The following is a 17,441-nucleotide window of genomic DNA, read 5'->3' as shown; positions in this document are numbered from 1 at the left end:
AGTACATATCCATGCTAACACCCAAATCAGAGAAATAGCCCCCAAATCCCATCCCATGATAAAATACTAAATAAATATCCCAGTAAAGGAATGAATCCTTATTAATCTCCCAGACAAGTTAAAAAACCTGCCCTTAACTCCAGGTGTATATCTTATGAAGGATTCACAGGGTCAAGTTCTGTATGTGGGGAAGGCGAAAAATCTAAAGAACCGGGTTCAGTCTTATTTCAGGGCCTCCAACAATCATTCTCCCAAGATTAAAAAGCTGGTCAAACACTTAAGGGATTTTGACTATATCCTGACAGATACTGAATTCGAGGCTTTTATGCTTGAATGCCAATTAATTAAAAACATTAAGCCGCTCTATAATCGAATGATGAAGAGTCCGCAGTCATTCATTTATATCTCGATCAGCCTTTCCGGCAATCACCGTAAAATTGATATAGCCTTTAATCCTATTGAAAATGACGGCAAGGTTTATTTTGGCCCTTTTACGAGCCGAAGAAATGTGGAACGAGCTCTCCGGGGGTTAAAGGACTGCTTTAAGCTGAACTGCAGCAATCCCAATGGAACGAACTCCGCCTGCCTGAATTATTCCTTAGGCTCCTGCCTTGGCCGGTGTCTTGGCGGTCCTGCGGAACAAAAGTACAATGACATCCTGGACAGGTTTATCGGTTTTCTGAAAGGCACTGACATGAGTATTCTCGAGGACATGAATCAAATGATGTGGAATGCCTCTGAAACATTTGATTTTGAAGCGGCCTCCACCTATCGGGATCATATACAGGCAGTAAGCTCCCTGTTAAAAAAAGAAAAAGTGATCGAATTCACCGAAGAAAATCATAATATCCTCGCGATCGAAAAATTAGCAGATTCAACGATTAAACTTTTCCTTATAAAAAGGACGGAGATTCTGTTCAGTCAGAGCTATGCAGCAGCAGGCAGCATGGAGGAAATAATAAAAGCGAACATTTTAGCTTATTTTAAAAAAGATGAGGCAAATGCGGCCGGAGACATTAGCAGAGATGAAATCGATGCAGCTCATATTATTTACCGTTATTTACACAGCGGTAGCTGCTCTTATCTCATCATTCCGGAAAACTGGCTGGCTTCTGAGAACCATGCCGCCCTGGATATGGCATTAAAAAATTTACTCAATAACCCACAACACTTCGAGCCCCCTATTCATAAGGAATAAGGGGCTTTTTCTAATCATCTACTCTTCTCACACAAACGACTTGTTCTTTTCAGTCACGGCTTCAATCGAATCCCTCATGATTTGAATCATTTGCCTGATTTGACCATCCGTACTTGCCAGCGGCGGCATAAAGACGATTACATCCCCAAGCGGTCTAGTCAGCATGCCTCTTTTTCTCATTTCCAGTGTGGCTTGATACCCCATCCGCTTTTCCCATGGGAAAGGCTTCCCTGTTTCTTTATCCTGAACCAGCTCAATGCCGCACATCAGTCCCACTTGGCGGATGTCTCCTACATGCGTGAGGCTTTCTAAAGCAGCTAATTCAGTTTGAATGACTTCTGCTTTTCTTGCGGACAGTTCGACAAGGTTTTCTTTTTCATAGATTTCCAGGTTAGCCAGGGCTGCAGCACATGCTAGCTGGTTGCCTGTATAGGAATGCCCATGGAAGAAGGTTTTCATTTCTTCATATTCCCCGTAAAACTCCTGATAAATTTCCTCTGTCGTGAGTGTGGCAGCAAGCGGAAGATAACCGCCTGTGATCCCTTTCGCAACGGTCATGATATCCGGCTGAACGCCTTCATGCTCGACTGCAAACATCTTTCCTGTCCGGCCAAAGCCTGTCGCTACCTCATCCGCAATTAAAAGGATATTAAATTCACGGCATAGCTCTTCTACCCCTTTAAGATAGCCGCCAGGCATGACATTCATGCCGCCTGCTCCCTGGATAAGCGGTTCGAGTGTTATGGCTGCAATTTCTTCATGATGTTCCCGGAAAATGGCTCTCAGCTCTGTTAATGCCCTTTCTTTAACCTCTGCTTCACCTGAATAGGGACTCCGGTATTGGAGAGGAAAAGGAGCTTTTAAGGTTTGAAACATTAAGGATCCATACACGCGGTGGAATAAATCAACATTCCCGATACTAATGGCTCCAATTGTATCTCCATGATAATTGTTCGTGAGCGTGACGAATTTCTTTTTCTTATGTTTTCCTTTATTTTGCCAATATTGATAGGCCATTTTGATGGCGATTTCTACGGATGTTGCCCCGGAATCAGAATAGAATACCCGCTGCAGATTTTCCGGTGTGATCTCTATAAGCTTCTCAGCAAGCCTGATAGCAGGTACATTCGCTGCTCCTAAAAGTGTGGAATGTGCGATTAAATCAAGCTGCTCCATTATCGCCTCATTCAATTCCTTTTTCCGGTGCCCGTGCACATTTAGCCAAAGTGAAGAGTATCCATCCAGATATTCCTTCCCATTCATATCCTTCAGAATGATCCCTTCTCCACTCTCAATGATCAGCGGATCTCTCTCATAGTCTGTCATTTGTGTAAACGGAAGCCATAGATGCTTCATGCTGCTTTCTAACAGATTTGCCTGCTCACTCATTCCTGTCAACCTCCATTAGCTTTGAAAATAGATGGTCAAGCATTTCTGAATCACCAAAGGCGGATAATGGATTTTCTAAATAGGGGATCATCCCTAACACAGGAACCCTGGTCATAAGCTCAATCATTCGTATGTTGTCCTGCTCAACCTTTGTATCCTCTATTGTCATCTGATTCATGATCACGCCGATCACATTTATCCCTTCTTGTTTTAATCTTTCAGCGGTCAGAACGGTGTGGTTGATTGTGCCTACCCCGGTCCTTGCCACAATCACAACTGGAGCGGACAGTTCTTTCATTAAATCAAGCATGCTGTATCCATCGTCCCTTAAAGGAACGAAGACTCCGCCAGCGCCTTCTATTAATACAAATTCATTATCCCTTGACAGCCGCTGATAATGCTCAATGAGCTTATCAATCTCGATTTCTAGTTCCTCTTCCCTTGCAGCCAGATGCGGAGAACATGGTTTTTTTAATAGATATGTAGTGGAAGCGGCTAATTCCGGATTGGCCAGTTTATAAAAATCCACATCCGGTGCGCAAAGCACGCCATCAATCATTTCAGCACCACTTTGCACAGGCTTATATGCAGCCGTCTGGATGCCTTTCTTTTTTAAATACGCTAAAAGAAGAGCGGCAGCTGTCGTTTTTCCTGCGTCAGTATCTGTGCCTGTAATAAAGAGACTTCTAATAACTATTCCTCCTTTTATATGTTAACCGTATTTACAAATAAGTTAACATATGAGAATATTATATTCAACTCATTGTTAACCTAAAATATTTTTGGTTAACACAAAAGGAGGTTTATATGAAAGATTTAAAGACTCAGGATTTGGTTCTTTGCGGTCTTTTTGCGGCTTTGATGGGCGTGGGCGCAAATCTATCCCCATTTCTCATGATCGGGAGTGTTCCTATTACTATGCAGTTTCTCTTTGCTATTTTAGCAGGGGCAGTGTTAGGGAGCAGAAAGGGATCCATTGCTATGCTGGTCTATGTGTTTGCTGGTTTAATAGGTGCACCTGTTTTTGCACAGTTTAAAGGAGGGCCTGCCCAGTTATTAAGCCCGACCTTTGGCTTTGTGCTGTCTTTTGTGGCTGTTGCCTATGTTGCTGGAAAATGGGTTGGGGATTCTCAACTGGTTAAACCAAAGCATTATTTTATGGCAGGAACTTTAAGCCTTTTTTGCAACTACATAATTGGAACCAACTGGATGTATTTTGCGCTTCTACTTTGGGCAGATGCACCGGCAGGATTTAGCTACGGTATGGCCTGGGGCTGGATGCTTGCCTATTTTCCTCTCGACCTGGCTGTAACAGCTTTGTCCTTCTTCCTTGTTCCAAAACTAAAACAGGCACTTAGAAGGACACATCATCTTAACACCGAGATGTGACAGTCCTCAAAAAAAGCCTAATGAGAAGTTTTAAATTACCGCTCATTAGGCTCCTCATTCATGCATTTTCAGTTCACATACTCATTCGCAAAAGCATCATCCACCCTGAAGAGAACGGTAAATGGATGGGTTCCATTATAATAATAAGCAGTCTCTCCCCTGTCTTCCGTTACATCAATCATCTCAGGCATATCCCGTAATTTTGCTCTGAGTCTTTCTATGGATTTGATGAAGGTGCTCTTTTTTACCTCCCCATCACGCCCCGTTCTTCCGAAGAAGTCGCGCATAGTAATTCTTGTACTTGGATTTTCTTTGCTGGAGCACAGCATAAAATGTCTGATCATATTCGCATCGGTTGGAGTGATGATGGCATCCTGACCATTAAATAATAGTATATTTTCACGATCGTTAAAGTACAGGACCAGCTCACCTGCTTCATTGTTTTCAAAGAGGTGTTCACAAGTATCCTTTGAACAGGTTTCCGTTTTATTTTTGGTCATTTTGTAGAAGGCGTGGTTATGCAGGTAGGTTTCATTGGCTGATATTGCTTCAAATAATGGGGACAGCTCTGCGTTCGGGAGCTGATCCAGATATGGGAGTTTTCCCATCGTTTCATAGGTCTCGCCCGCAACATGCAGCCCGCTGTTGGCCAAATACATATGGGCGTGGAGTTCCTGCTGCTGATTGAGGCTGTATCTTGGGTCACCTGAGAGCTGCTGACTTAGGGACTGCTGGAAATAGCGGACAGCTGAACCGTATTTGCCGTGTTTATAGGCGAGGCAGCCAAGACGGTAATACGCTATTGGAAGCTTTTGTTCCACTCTAATTGCCTTGAGGAGTGACTCTACAGCATCCCCGTCATCTCTGAAGTGATTCATTTTTAAGTAGGTTCCATATTTAATAAGATGGGATATCAGAAGTTTTTTCGTTTGCTGAAGGGCGTTGTCATAATAGGGGCCATTATTTCTGGCGAGATTTGTAAGCTTTTTATACATCGTTTCATAGAGGATCACCAGCTGCATGTAATAGCCGTAATCGCTTTTTTCCCCATTTTCATGCAGATCGTGTTCCAGCTCTTCCAGAGCGTCGAGGGTTAAGTCTTTTATCTTTAAAGTTCTCATCTTTACACCCCAATCTATTAAACCTGACACTTTTCACTATATAGAAATAAGCGGCCAGTTTCGCGCGAATATTGTCGAATGAATTGTGAAAATTTTGTATCATTTATAATCCTATCAAGAAGATGAACATCTTGAAAAATACGAACAAACGTTTTATAATTTATCCCATGAACGGAGGGATGCTTTATTTACGTTACAGTCAAAGATTTTATTAAAGAATGGAACAGAGAAGCAATGCTGACGCAAAAGGTACTGGACGGTTTAACAGATGACTCTTTAAAGCAGCAGGTCTATCCTGAAGGACGCACCTTAGGGCGAATTGCCTGGCATTTCACCACAAATATTCCTGATTATTTATCTCATTTCGGAGTAAAAATGCAGAGAGCTGAAAATGAAGAAAATGTCCCCTCTTCTGCCAAAGAAATTGCGGATACATTTAAAAAGCTGAGTGAGGAAGCGGCACTGGCGATCGAACAGCAATGGACAGATGACCTATTGAGCCAGACACAGAAGGCATTTGGAAGAGAGGAAACCAATGCCCAGATTTTGATGGGCTTAATTAAACACATTGTGCATCATCGCGGACAATTAACCATTCTGATCCGACAGGCAGGATTAAAGCCTTTTGGGGTTTATGGTCCGCCAAAAGAGGATTGGGTTAAATTAGGCGTTACGAATCCGCCGCAATAAAATGGAAAGAGAAAAACGCTCGGAGCTTGCAGAGCGTTTCTCTTAGTTTAAAAATAAAGGGCTATCTAAGCAGCCCTCTTCTCTTTTTTCAAAGTGAGATCTTAGGGATCATCCAGAGTTTTCAAGCCCTCCGAACATCTACTTAAAAGGGCATCCACAGCGGCTTCAGTTGAGAAATCAATATGCACTCCATATTTCTATGTTGAATTATTTAGCCTTTACAATAGAAAATGAAGCAATAAGATACTTTAACCAAAATAGGAAAAGGAGCTTAATTCTATGAGTAGCAAAGAACAATCATTAAAGGCAAATACTTTTCACCGCTTACATCAGCAATCATCCACCTTTGTTTTGCCAAACGCATGGGATGTAATCAGTGCAAAGATGTTTGAAGAATGCGGCTTTAAAGCGATTGGAACAACAAGTGCCGGTATTGCTGCTTCTTTGGGCTACTTGGATGGACAAAGTATACCTCTTAACAAAATGGTTGAAACGATTGAAAATATCGCCAAATCAGTAAATGTTCCTGTGAGCGCAGACATTGAGGCAGGTTATGGAGTGACTGTTGAAGAAGTTTTGGAGACGGTAAAAGCAGTAGCTGCTGCTGGAGCTATCGGGATAAATCTGGAGGACGGTACAGGTAATCCTGACAGTCCAATATTTGATATTTCATCTCAAGAGGAAAAAATAGCAGCTATCAAAGAACTTTCAGAATCCAGCAATATGCGGTTATTTATTAATGCACGAACAGATCTGTTTTGGTTAAATGCTGGGGATTCTTCAACGCGTTTACGAGAAGCTATAAAGCGGGCAAAAGCCTACCAGGATGCAGGGGCTGATTGCATTTTCATTCCTGGCTTAACTGATAGGAAGAGTATTAAAAAAATTAGAGAGGAAGTTTCTTGTCCCATCAACTTATTGGTTGACCCAGAGATGCCTTCTATATCAGAGCTATCTGAAATCGGAATCGAAAGGCTTAGCTGTGGATCCGTCCCATTCAGAGCTACTCTAACATACTTACGGACTATCAGTGAAGAGATAGTAAACCGCCAGACCTTTCATCAAATGACAAATGGCGATGTTCTGTCTTATAGAAAGTTAACTGAATTCATTCAATAAGAACTTGTAATACCCATCAACAAAATGATGAATGTTAAAAAGCCGATTTTCCTTTTATCATGAAATCGGCTTTTTGTTCACTCTCATAATTTTTCGGGAATGCTTTAGGCTGTTTGACTCAAATTATTAACTATCAATTGACCTATTGGCTACAGGCGGCTCATTAAGCCAGTCTTTCCGCACCAATAACTTAAACCCTTGCGCTGAATAGCTTTCCACCTGATCAATTAATTCCTTTAGTCTTTTCACGTGACTTTTTTTATAACTTGAAACCACAGCAGTTTGCAGATTGCCTATTCCGATGGGGTTCAAGAACATGATTAAGTTAGCCATTAGTTTATCTGAAAATGGGGATTTATTCACCTTATAAACGTGAGCCTCCAATCCGGTGGTTGTCGGCACTCCGTTTTCTCTGTATATTTCTGATAAAACATCAACTTGATGGTATGACAATTTGGTTCCATCCTCTAAAAAACTCTTTGTATCTTCATCCTTTGCGACATCCGAAAAAGCAGTACATAAAGCTAAACCAACATTATTACATTGAAAGGAACCAAACATACTTGCTAATTCAACAGCATTAAGCGGCCTCTGCTGGGTTGATGCCACTTTGAATAACTTGCTCTCTCTGTCTTCAGCATTTTTGTATGAAAAAGGCCTGTTTTGGAGTAAACCTTTTTGCTCCAGCAAATTTAAAATAGAAATATCAATTTGTATTAACTTATTGAGAATTTCTTTAAAGAAATTCTTAACCTTTGGGACGGTTAAGTCTGTATATTGAAAAGAAAGGACACCCAGTCCATTACTGGTTATATGCTTAATTATTTCTATCATTAATTGATCAGAGAATATCTTTTCTGAGGGGCTATGTAAATCATTTTCACTAAAAAACGGTGTAACATTAAATCCATTATCAGCCAAGAATTGTGAAGCCTCTTGTTCCTGGAATGATGAGAGTGCTTTAATCTCAGTTAAAACATCCTTCAAATCAGGATCTTCAGCAGTTTCAACCAGATTCCCCAAAAAAATATTGACCATATTCGAACTTGAATGTAAGTACCAAAGAAAGCCTAATTCGTTTAATTTCATCTAAGAGGCCCCTCCACAATTTATTTTCTTCTCTTAGTTTGTAATTGAACATGGTAATTATTCATTAAATAGTGCCTAAACACCTTCCATTGCCAATTATTAAAGCGCTTAATAATAAATTGGCTGCCTTGTTTAAAAGGGTTCGATGTGTTTTTTTCTTAATACCTTCATTAAAATAACACCCACACTGACACCTGGTATTACACACAATATCGGAAGCCAAATAGGCCCTAATAATACCCCAAAAAGCTTAAAGGTAGAGGAATATATACACCCCACTGTAACAAAGTAAGCTGAAGACACAAACGGAAGAAAAGAATAACTGTTTTTCCCTCCTCCCGCATCTTTAAAGGAATCCCACATAGCAAAAAAATACAAACAAGGGTAAAACATCAGCCACAAATAATCGGTTTCTGCAATTGCCTTTTCAATATCTCCATGAAAACTTGAAATAATGACCCCATTGAAATTCGCTTGTACATTTATAAGGAACTCTAAAAATACAATAACCATTCCCTTTATCAATTTTCCATTTAAAAATTGCCCAAAACCAGGAAGTGCAATACTCCATAATAGCCTTTCTATAGATGTCTCCATTCTATTCAAGCTCCTTGCCATGTCTCTTTATACGTGTCCTTTAAAGAGCATACATCTATTAATTGACTGAAGTTAACATTCACTATAACTCAGCACCACACTTATTAGTATGTAAGCACACTTCTCAAACTAAACTCCCTTTTAATAGGAGAAAAAAAGCTGCCGTACTGGCAGCTCGGTTTTAAAGCACTCTGATTATGGTTAGAACTCAGTAATTAGTTCATTATATGTTTGAAAAAGTGCGGTTAAATCTGACGGAATACAGCAGCACATAAATAACAATAAAGGCGGCAAACAGGTTCAGAACGATCAGCGAATGGTTTAAACTGAAAAACTGAGTAAGCGCTCCGACTCCAATTACGGGAACGATAAATCCTGAGTACGCACACAAATAAAAAACCGAAATGACTCGCGGCCGTTCGTTTGGCTCCGGTAACTGTCCGGCAAGTCGCAGGGCCATTTGAAAAGTCCACCCGCCCCCGATAGCCTGGATGAATATGCCTGCCCAGAGCAGCGGCAAACTTGATATTAAACCGGAAGTAACAATTACCCAAGACCCTATCGCAAGAAGCAGGATGCCGATTCTCATTCTTGTAATGAGTTGACTTGGCCAAGGTATGAACTGAGCCAAAGCTGATCCACTGAGAAGTACGAAAATGATAAAACCAGAAACGGAAAGGTTGGACGTATGAATAACATTCTTGACGAAATTAGGAATAAGAGCAAACGCGATTCCTTGAATTGTGAAAACTGTGAAGATAGGCAATCCGGCCATTGAGATAAATGGAGAACGAATATTGTCTGGCACACCAAGCGATATCTTCGTTTTTTCACGTTTTTGTTCACTGGAAACAGCATCTTTAGGAATAGATTCTAGCACAATTAGTGAGATGATAAGCAGGACGAGCAAAATCCAAAATGGCAGCTGGAGTGGCTGGAAATGTATATATTGCAGGATCAAACCCGCGATAGCTGGTCCCAGCCCGAAACCAATAAGAATCGTAACACCTGATAATTTGAGAGCTGCGCCTATTTGGCTGGGAAGAGTTTGCTTCATAAGAAAAGCAGCAGCTGTACCTGTAAAGGCTCCGTATGCGATTCCTTCCAATGATCTGGCAACATAGAGCATCCAGGAATGATTGCCAGCTATGAAGAATAAGGTAGATGCGATGGAGATCAATATACTGAAGCGAACAACCCTTTTTAATCCCCACGTGCTGCCTTTTTCTCCCGCAATGAACAAAGTAGGCAATAGGAATGCAGCATAAATGGCAAACAAGATAGTGATTTGCAGACTGTTCAGCCGGTAAGCCTCACTATATAAAGGGAATAACGGGGTAATAAAGGTAGCCCCGCATGACATCAAAAGAGAAACCAATAGCATTCTTTTCATTGTGGCAATCCCCACTTTCTTTATTAAGGTCTTCAAGAAAATTTAAAAGTTACTTACTAGAAGGTAAGTATTTATAATTAAAAAAACCGTTTCTACGGTTTTTTTAAGAATCGATTTAACTGAGTTAGTACTTCGGCTAATACATCATCACCCAGAACCCGTCTGTATAATAAAGCTCCTTTAACACTTGATAATATCGTTACCGCTACTTGATGGACATCTTCAGAGCTATTTATGATATTTTCAGCTTGTGCCTCTGCAACTAATTCTTTCATAACCCTGAGCTCCAGTCTGCTGACTTCCTCAATCTTTTCTTGTACGGTGGATGGCAAAGATTCATAATCCGTCTGCAGCGAAGAAATCGGACAAATTTCAGTACACTCGAATCTTTGAGCCTGCTTCTGGATGAACTGCTTCAGTTTCTCTTCAGCAGAATCCTGGGAATTTTTAATTAACATGAAAGATTCCTGCAGTCTCAATAAAATACGATCCGTAACTGCGACCCCTAAATCCTCCTTTTTCTCAAAGTGATAGTGAATACTTGCTTTGGTCACCCCAAGCTGTTTAGAAATGTCATCATAGCTGAAGGCTACATACCCTTTTTGCTGTATCAATTTAAGTGCTAAGTCTACAATTTGCTTTTTTCTGTTTTCCATATCCCGATAGTAACTTACTAATAGGTAAGTGTCAAGATGGATATCAAAAGTCAAAATCACTGAAAAACTTAAATTCCATTGCACTACGGGCTTCCCCATTTTTTCTTATCATTTGTAAACGGTCAAAAATACCCCATCCATATTGTTACCTGAAATCTCATAATAGCTATCGTCCGGTAGGTTAATCGTCCTGGTTTGAGGTATCGGGTAATAAGTAATCGTGTATGTTTCCCCATTCATATTCACAGAGATTTGTTTTTCTTCTCTTAGATAATCTAAGTATTCCTCTAAAGCAAAATTTTTTTCCTTCATAATTGCACTATGCGGCAGGCCAACATACCGGATATGCCAAGGTTCATATTGAATTCCTGTTATGTCTGTCTTGTCCTTTGGATAACGCAGGATGAACCCGTATTTCCAGGCATTTTCTTCTATCCACTTTCCTTCAGGTGCGTCGGCCATTTTCATTTGCGTAGATCCTACATCAAGCGATAAACCCAAATTATGTTCACTATAGCCAGCAGGCAAGGCATAGTCAGAACCCATCTCCTGATAAAGAGCACTCTGTTCTTCAAAGCCTCGAAAGCCGCTGGTTATTGAGAAATTTCGGACCCCTTCTTTTTCTGCTGCAGCGATCATCTCTGAAAATTCACGGGCAACGTCCTCTGACAAATAAATTTCGCTATTTAACAAGCCATATCCCCTTGTCCGTTCATTGTGTTCAGTTAGATTGATGACATCTGACTTAATACTATCCGGGTGGACCGGGTATTCACTGTTGACCAAAAGCAAATTTCCCTGATAGATTTGTTCTTCTGTTATCTCTTCTTGAATATGTTCAATAGACCTGCTATCCTCTATGTCACTTTCAAGTTGATCATTATTTTGTATGGTTACTTTTGGTTCAAAAAAAGAGTCCATATTTACGAATGTTAACCCCAGGCAAACTACTAGTAAAAAACCCCACTTCTTCATTTTTCAGCTTCCTCCTTATTCTTCCTTGCTTTAAGAATAGGAAAAACTATTTAAAAAAAGAGTAGGGTAATTTTTAAATTTTTCTTAAATACTAGCTAATCTTCATTACTTCGTTCACTTTCCTTTGGCAGACGAACTTCAAAAATGGTCCTGATGACATTGCTTTCTGCCGTAATGGTTCCATTATGCTGCTCCAAGATATTCTTCGCAATGAACAGGCCAAGGCCGGTACTATCTTCTTGATGTGTTCGTGCTTTGTCACCCGTATAGAACATATCAAATAGATGCGGAAGTTCATTCGGGGGGATGCTGTCTCCATAATTCACCACTTGAACGACCACTTCATCCCCATCAATCGTGCCGGTAATATCGACATACTGACCTTCATATCCATAACGAATGGCATTGGTTAGAAGATTCTCAAACACACGCGCTATCAATTCTCCATCACCGAAGATGGGTAAAAGGGGTGTGCTATCCATACGGGCAGTCAAATGATTCTTTTTGAACGCAGGATACAATTCTTCCTTTAATTGATTAAGCAGATCAGTCAAATTAAGTCTCTTTTTTTCCACTGGAAGCATGCCATAATTCATTCTGGTTATTTCGAATAATTCATCAATCAGCCTTTCCAAACGTTGAGATTTCGTAAAGGCAATGGTCAAAAAATGCCTGACTTGTTCTTCAGTCAAGCTCTCATCCTTTAGGATCAAATCCAAATATCCTAACACAGAAGTCAGCGGCGTCCGCAAATCATGAGCCAGATTTACGACCAATTGATCCTTACTGCTTTCCGAGAAATCTCCTCTTTCTACAGCTTGCTTCAATTTTTCACTTGCCAGATTAATATCATGAGCAATATCCCGAAATTCATCATTTGACTCTATTTGAACTTGATGTGAAAAGTCTCCCCGGGAGAGATGATGGATTCCAGTTGAAATCTCATTAAAATAGCTGGAATACCGCTTCGTGAGTAAATAAAAGAATAGGAACGAAAGCGGGATAAACAGCAGTAAAAAGACGTTAATGTCGCCAAATTGCTTCATCATTTTTCGATAATATTCCAGCCGGTCACCATACTGGACATTCGCGTGATAATAGAATTGCAGTGATTTAAAGACTATAAACGTTATAAGTCCAGAAAAAATCATACTTAAACCAAATAACAGCACCATCTTTGAACGAAAGCTGCGCACCATTTTACCCATTGAAGGAATACCCGACTCCCCACACGGTTTTAATCCATTTGTGGTTCTGTCTGCCTTCTTCAAGCTTCTTTCGGAGCGTACGAATATGTACCATGACCGTATTGCCGCTCTCAAAGTATGCTTCTCCCCACACCTGCTGAAAAATATTTTCCACACTGTACACCTTCTTTGGATGACTCGCAAGTAAATACAAAATATCAAACTCTTTCGGCGTAAGCTCAATGCTTTCACCATACAGGGTAACTGTGCGCTGATCAGGCGTAATCACTAACCCGCCATATTCAAGCCAGGTTTTTTGATCTGCTTTCGGCTGATTCAGCTGCATAAAACGCCGAAGCTGAGCATTAACACGGGCAACCAATTCGATCGGGGTGAATGGTTTCGTCATATAATCGTCTGCTCCAATGACCAATCCCTGTACTTTATCAAAATCAGATGTTTTAGCACTCAAAAAGATGATGGGCATATTATGCTGCCCGCGAATGCGGCGGGTTACTTCATATCCATCCATTTTCGGCATCATGATATCCAAAATCAGCAAATCAATCGATTGAGTCCCGACGACCCGAACAGCTTCCTGTCCATCCGAAACTTTAATAACATGGTACCCTTCTTTTTCTAAATGGATGGCAACCAGATCAGCAATATCCTCCTCATCATCCGCAATTAAGATCGAAATATCTCTCATCTTTCCACTCCTAAATCAAATTATCTTTCAGCCGTAGACCTATTCATTTTCTATTATTTCCGTTTCTTTTTCAAAGATATGGTCATATTTTGCAAATAAACATACAGCCATAATAAAAATGTTAAGGTGCATACAATTTTTGATAGTAATAATAATAAGTAGTAACACATGTTAGGAGTACATTTGTTTATGAAAAAGGAAAACACCAATCTGAATCCTGCAGAAAATCAAACACCTGCCGACATAGTGAATACAGCCAAAAAATCATCTGATTTTAAAGAAATTCAAAAAAATCTTTCCGGAGTCCAGATAGTCATTTTATACTTCACTACACTGATCGATCACAAGACGATGGAACATGTATTACTTCCATATATTAATGAGTGCGAAAAAAAGAATGACCAGGCTTTTGATATGAATCAATTTCAAAACAGCCTTCCGCTTGAAGACGTTATCAGAACAAAGGAAGCAAAAGAAATCGAAGAGAAAATTCATCAGGGATATATCCTAATTCAATTTAAAAATAACTTAGAAGATTGTCTTTTGGTAAATGTAAATAATTTATCTAAAGGGATAAGAGAATCTAACGAAACTGAGAATGAATTTAATGTTATCGGTCCAAAATTAGGGTTTGTTGAGAGCCTTGATACGAATATTCTTTTACTTAGAACAAAGTTAAAATCTCCATTATTAACTACTGAAGAGATCGTGCTGGGCACACTGTCAAAAACAAGAGTAATGATTGTTTATTTAGATGGCATTACAAATGAACAGCATATAAAATTTGTAAAGAAAAGGCTCTCTGAAATAGATTTTGATATCATTTGGGATAATTCTGCTTTAATCCAGTTAATCAAGGAAAATTCTTATACTCCTTTTCCGCTTTACTTTTCTTCAGAGAGGCTGGATAGAATTTCTTATTCACTTACTTCCGGCCAGGTCGTTATCTTTAGTGATGGTTCACCATACGCAATATCCGGACCTACTACCATTTTCGATTTTTTTCTCTCATCTGAGGATTATTATTATAACTGGATAATCGGGTCTTTCTTCCGTTTTACTCGAATACTTGCGATCATCTTTTCCATCTTTTCTTCCGCCATTTATGTTGCGGTTATGACGTTTCATTATGAGGTGGTGCCCGCGGATTTACTGGGTCCGCTAATAGAGTCCAGAGCTAATGTTCCATTTCCACCGCTGCTGGAAGTTCTTTTTTTAGAATTGACCATTGAATTATTAAGAGAGGCAGGAGCCCGATTGCCTACTAAAGTAGGACAGACATTGGGCATTGTTGGCGGTATTGTCATTGGACAGGCCGCTGTAATGGCAGCACTGACCAGTAATATTTTATTAATCATTGTCGCATTATCAGCCTTAGCTTCATTCACAACGCCAACTATCGTCATGTCCAACACCATTCGAATTTTAAGATTTCCCTTTATCATCATGTCATCATTCCTGGGCGGGCTGGGTATTATGATAGGCTTTGTTGTGCTGCTATGTCATTTGTTTAAATTAAAATCATTTGATACTCCTTACATGGTTCCTTTGCACCCGTTTCGCATCAATAGTCTTGCGGATAGTATCATAAGGCCTCCTTATACCAAATTAAACAAAAGGCCGGATTTTTTGAGACCTAAAGATAAAATTAAATATTCACCAAAAGAGAGTAACAAAAAGAAGGAAGATATTAATGATGAATAACACATTAGTTAAAATGGGTATTGTTGTTCTAACTCTATTCCTGGCTGGATGTGTACCTCACAATGTTATTAATGAAGTCTCTCTGATGCACAATGTAGGTTATGACAAAGAAGATGAGATGCTAAAGGCAAGTGTTGTTTATCCAAATTATGCCGAGAGTGATAATCCTGCTTTAATCACAGCTGCTGCTAAAAATCCATCCAGTCTGCAGGAAGAACTTAGCCATAAATCTCAATTTCCCTTTGAAATAGGTCAAGTAAGGGTAATGATATTTGGGGATCAACTAAGCAGAGATGGTTTAGCTTCCATATTAGACCCCATCTGTAAGGATCCAAAAATTGGCATAGTAAGAATTGTCATTACAGATGGAACTCCAGATTTAATACTAAGTAAAACACTTAATGAGAGTCCCCTATTCTTAATGAATTTGATTGATAAAAGTATTGAAAATGAAGGAGTTCCTGAATCTAACTCCCATGTAATGTATGACCAGTTTTTTGGTAGTGGAATTGATATGTCCTTTCCAAATCTTACAGTTGATTCTAAAGGGCAAATTAAAGTCGATGGTATGGGGATTTTTAAAGGTGAAAAATTAGCACTTAGGATTTCCGAAAAAGAAACCTTCTTATTAAAATTAATGACGGATAAAAACAAAATGGGAGTATACAGTTTTGACCTCAACATGCATGGACACAAAGCTAATATCGGGGTGAGAACAAACTATGGAAAACACAAGGTGAAAATCATCAAGGAGAACCTCAGGGAACAAGTTAGAGTAAGCCTAAATTTAGATGTAGAACTTGATGCTTTGCCTGAATGGATCAATTTAGAAGATGAAAAGGATCTTAAATTATTTAAAACCGCCATACAGAAATCAATTTCAAACGATGCTGAATTACTTCTAAAGGATTTTCAAACAAATGGTGTAGATCCTTTAGGTATAGGAAGAGTGTATAAAACAAATCACAGAAATTATTCTGAAAAGAGTTTTTACGATCGGATATATCCTAATATGACATATGAGGTAAATACCAAAATTGCAGTTAGGCAAACTGGGGTGGGAAATTAGTGAACGTAAAAGTAGAAAAACAATTTCAAGTTTCGGCTTTTTTCACATTTTTTCTCATTCACTCTTCACAAACCGGAATTGGTATCCTAAATTTTCAAAGCCAGGTTATTAAACATGCTGAGCAGGATGCCTGGATTTCTTTAATTATAACTTGGGCTGCAACCCATATCATACTCTATATTATTTTTAAGCTATTAGGCGGGGGAACTAATGATTTAGTAGCTGTTCATCAGTATTGCTTTGGAAAAGCGATTGGCAGCATAATGTCTGTCATGGCATTGGTTTATTTCTGGCTGGCTTCTTTGACAGTCCTCCGTGCTTATATTGAGGTCATCCAAATATGGGTGTATCCTTCAATAAAAACATGGCAGCTATGTACCGTTTTCGGACTCACATTTTATTATATTATCTCAAGCGGCTTCCGCAGTTTAACCGGCTTTAGTTTCTGGGGAGTTATATTGCCTGCTTTTTTGTTCTTTTTAATTTACTTCCCCTTGATGCATGCGAATTATATTTACCTGCTCCCAGCCTTTAGTCATTCCCTCAGTGAGCTATTTTTCTCTTCTAAAGGGTATGCCCTGCTTTTTCTTGGTTTCGAGTGGATCCTGATGTATTATCCCTTCCTTAAAAGTTCAAATAACAGAGATATTTCAAAATGGGCGTATTTTGGCAATATATATACTCTCATTGTGTACCTAATTATAACGTTAATATCATTCTTATACTTTAATCAAGAGGTATTACAGCATTTACCTTGGCCCACTCTTATGATGGTTAAGATCGTTAAATTCTCTTTCCTGGAAAGATTTGAATATGTATTCATCTTTATTTGGCTGTTAGTGATTATATCCCCTATATGTATTTCTTTGTGGGCATGTACAAGAATCGTAAAAAGAACTTTCTCCATTCCTCCAAAAGCGACTTTGCTATTCTTACTTATTGCAGAGATGATTGTTTCTGTATACCTTCAGGAATTTAAGAGTGTTGATTATCTTGTCAATTTCACTTCTAATGTGGGAATTGGTTTTGTATATGTGTATCTGCCGCTCCTTCTTATTATAAAATGGATAAAGAGCTATTTTATGAAGAATAGGTTAAACAAAATCTAATTCCTAATGCAAAAAAGAATGCCTATCTTGTTAAAAGATAGGCATTC

General features: G+C 39.3%; 17 protein-coding genes. 7 read left to right on the top strand and 10 right to left on the bottom strand.

Annotated features, from left to right (window positions below):
* The first annotated feature begins 94 nt into the window (after positions 1-94).
* Positions 95-1,198, top strand: a complete 1,104-nt coding sequence (locus tag AC3WTL_RS02350) for a GIY-YIG nuclease family protein (protein ID WP_492369371.1) — start codon at positions 95-97, stop codon at positions 1,196-1,198.
* A gap of 27 nt (positions 1,199-1,225) precedes the next feature.
* On the opposite strand, the gene bioA is transcribed toward AC3WTL_RS02350, so the two are convergent.
* Positions 1,226-2,587 carry an adenosylmethionine--8-amino-7-oxononanoate transaminase gene (bioA, locus tag AC3WTL_RS02345; protein WP_492368914.1) on the bottom strand — a complete coding sequence of 454 codons (1,362 nt, stop codon included), beginning with the start codon at positions 2,585-2,587 and terminating at the stop codon, positions 1,226-1,228.
* A complete protein-coding gene (bioD, locus tag AC3WTL_RS02340; protein WP_492369370.1) occupies positions 2,580-3,263 on the bottom strand; it encodes a dethiobiotin synthase in 684 nt (227 codons plus the stop codon). Before bioD ends, bioA begins: the two co-directional genes overlap by 8 nt.
* Before the next feature lie 131 nt (positions 3,264-3,394).
* On the opposite strand from bioD, the gene AC3WTL_RS02335 reads away from it, so the two are divergent.
* Complete coding sequence (locus AC3WTL_RS02335) at positions 3,395-3,976, top strand: biotin transporter BioY (RefSeq protein WP_492368913.1); 582 nt, start codon at positions 3,395-3,397, stop codon at positions 3,974-3,976.
* Between the two features lie 68 nt (positions 3,977-4,044).
* On the opposite strand, the gene AC3WTL_RS02330 is transcribed toward AC3WTL_RS02335, so the two are convergent.
* Positions 4,045-5,097 carry a tetratricopeptide repeat protein gene (locus AC3WTL_RS02330; RefSeq protein ID WP_492368912.1) on the bottom strand — a complete coding sequence of 351 codons (1,053 nt, stop codon included), beginning with the start codon at positions 5,095-5,097 and terminating at the stop codon, positions 4,045-4,047.
* A gap of 186 nt (positions 5,098-5,283) precedes the next feature.
* On the opposite strand from AC3WTL_RS02330, the gene AC3WTL_RS02325 reads away from it, so the two are divergent.
* Both AC3WTL_RS02325 and AC3WTL_RS02320 read left to right on the top strand, forming a co-directional pair.
* Positions 5,284-5,787, top strand: coding sequence for a DinB family protein (locus AC3WTL_RS02325; RefSeq protein ID WP_492369369.1), 504 nt, complete (start codon positions 5,284-5,286; stop codon positions 5,785-5,787).
* 279 nt (positions 5,788-6,066) lie between these two features.
* On the top strand, positions 6,067-6,906 hold the full coding sequence (locus AC3WTL_RS02320; RefSeq protein ID WP_492368911.1) for an isocitrate lyase/PEP mutase family protein: 840 nt from the start codon (positions 6,067-6,069) through the stop codon (positions 6,904-6,906).
* Positions 6,907-7,032: 126 nt separating this feature from the next.
* On the opposite strand, the gene AC3WTL_RS02315 is transcribed toward AC3WTL_RS02320, so the two are convergent.
* From AC3WTL_RS02315 to vanR, 7 genes are all read right to left on the bottom strand, one after another.
* On the bottom strand, positions 7,033-7,995 hold the full coding sequence (locus AC3WTL_RS02315; protein WP_492368910.1) for a DUF3231 family protein: 963 nt from the start codon (positions 7,993-7,995) through the stop codon (positions 7,033-7,035).
* 132 nt (positions 7,996-8,127) lie between these two features.
* Positions 8,128-8,592: a hypothetical protein gene (locus AC3WTL_RS02310; protein ID WP_492368909.1), complete on the bottom strand. Its 465-nt coding sequence runs from the start codon at positions 8,590-8,592 to the stop codon at positions 8,128-8,130.
* A 223-nt stretch (positions 8,593-8,815) separates the two neighbouring features.
* Positions 8,816-9,985, bottom strand: a complete 1,170-nt coding sequence (locus AC3WTL_RS02305; RefSeq protein ID WP_492368908.1) for an MFS transporter — start codon at positions 9,983-9,985, stop codon at positions 8,816-8,818.
* Positions 9,986-10,077: 92 nt separating this feature from the next.
* Positions 10,078-10,725: a TetR/AcrR family transcriptional regulator gene (locus AC3WTL_RS02300; RefSeq protein WP_492368907.1), complete on the bottom strand. Its 648-nt coding sequence runs from the start codon at positions 10,723-10,725 to the stop codon at positions 10,078-10,080.
* A gap of 24 nt (positions 10,726-10,749) precedes the next feature.
* The gene (gene vanY / locus AC3WTL_RS02295) at positions 10,750-11,616 is read right to left on the bottom strand and encodes a VanY-A/VanY-F/VanY-M family D-Ala-D-Ala carboxypeptidase (protein ID WP_492368906.1); all 867 of its coding nucleotides are present in this window, start codon (positions 11,614-11,616) and stop codon (positions 10,750-10,752) included.
* Positions 11,617-11,711: 95 nt separating this feature from the next.
* Complete coding sequence (locus tag AC3WTL_RS02290) at positions 11,712-12,824, bottom strand: sensor histidine kinase (RefSeq protein ID WP_492368905.1); 1,113 nt, start codon at positions 12,822-12,824, stop codon at positions 11,712-11,714.
* Complete coding sequence (gene vanR / locus AC3WTL_RS02285) at positions 12,817-13,512, bottom strand: vancomycin resistance response regulator transcription factor, VanR-F/VanR-M family (protein ID WP_492368904.1); 696 nt, start codon at positions 13,510-13,512, stop codon at positions 12,817-12,819. Before vanR ends, AC3WTL_RS02290 begins: the two co-directional genes overlap by 8 nt.
* A gap of 189 nt (positions 13,513-13,701) precedes the next feature.
* On the opposite strand from vanR, the gene AC3WTL_RS02280 reads away from it, so the two are divergent.
* From AC3WTL_RS02280 to AC3WTL_RS02270, 3 genes are read left to right on the top strand one after another with little or no spacing between them, the layout of a single operon-like run.
* Positions 13,702-15,216 carry a spore germination protein gene (locus AC3WTL_RS02280; protein ID WP_492368903.1) on the top strand — a complete coding sequence of 505 codons (1,515 nt, stop codon included), beginning with the start codon at positions 13,702-13,704 and terminating at the stop codon, positions 15,214-15,216.
* Positions 15,206-16,285, top strand: a complete 1,080-nt coding sequence (locus AC3WTL_RS02275) for a Ger(x)C family spore germination protein (protein ID WP_492368902.1) — start codon at positions 15,206-15,208, stop codon at positions 16,283-16,285. The genes AC3WTL_RS02280 and AC3WTL_RS02275 overlap by 11 nt, the downstream gene beginning before the upstream one ends.
* Complete coding sequence (locus tag AC3WTL_RS02270; protein ID WP_492368901.1) at positions 16,285-17,394, top strand: GerAB/ArcD/ProY family transporter; 1,110 nt, start codon at positions 16,285-16,287, stop codon at positions 17,392-17,394. The genes AC3WTL_RS02275 and AC3WTL_RS02270 overlap by 1 nt, the downstream gene beginning before the upstream one ends.
* Positions 17,395-17,441 lie beyond the last annotated feature (47 nt).

Source organism: Cytobacillus sp. EB106-05-05-XG126 (assembly GCF_058791715.1).
The sequence above is the reverse complement of the archived record's forward strand: the minus strand, read 5'-3'. Positions and strand labels throughout refer to the sequence as shown.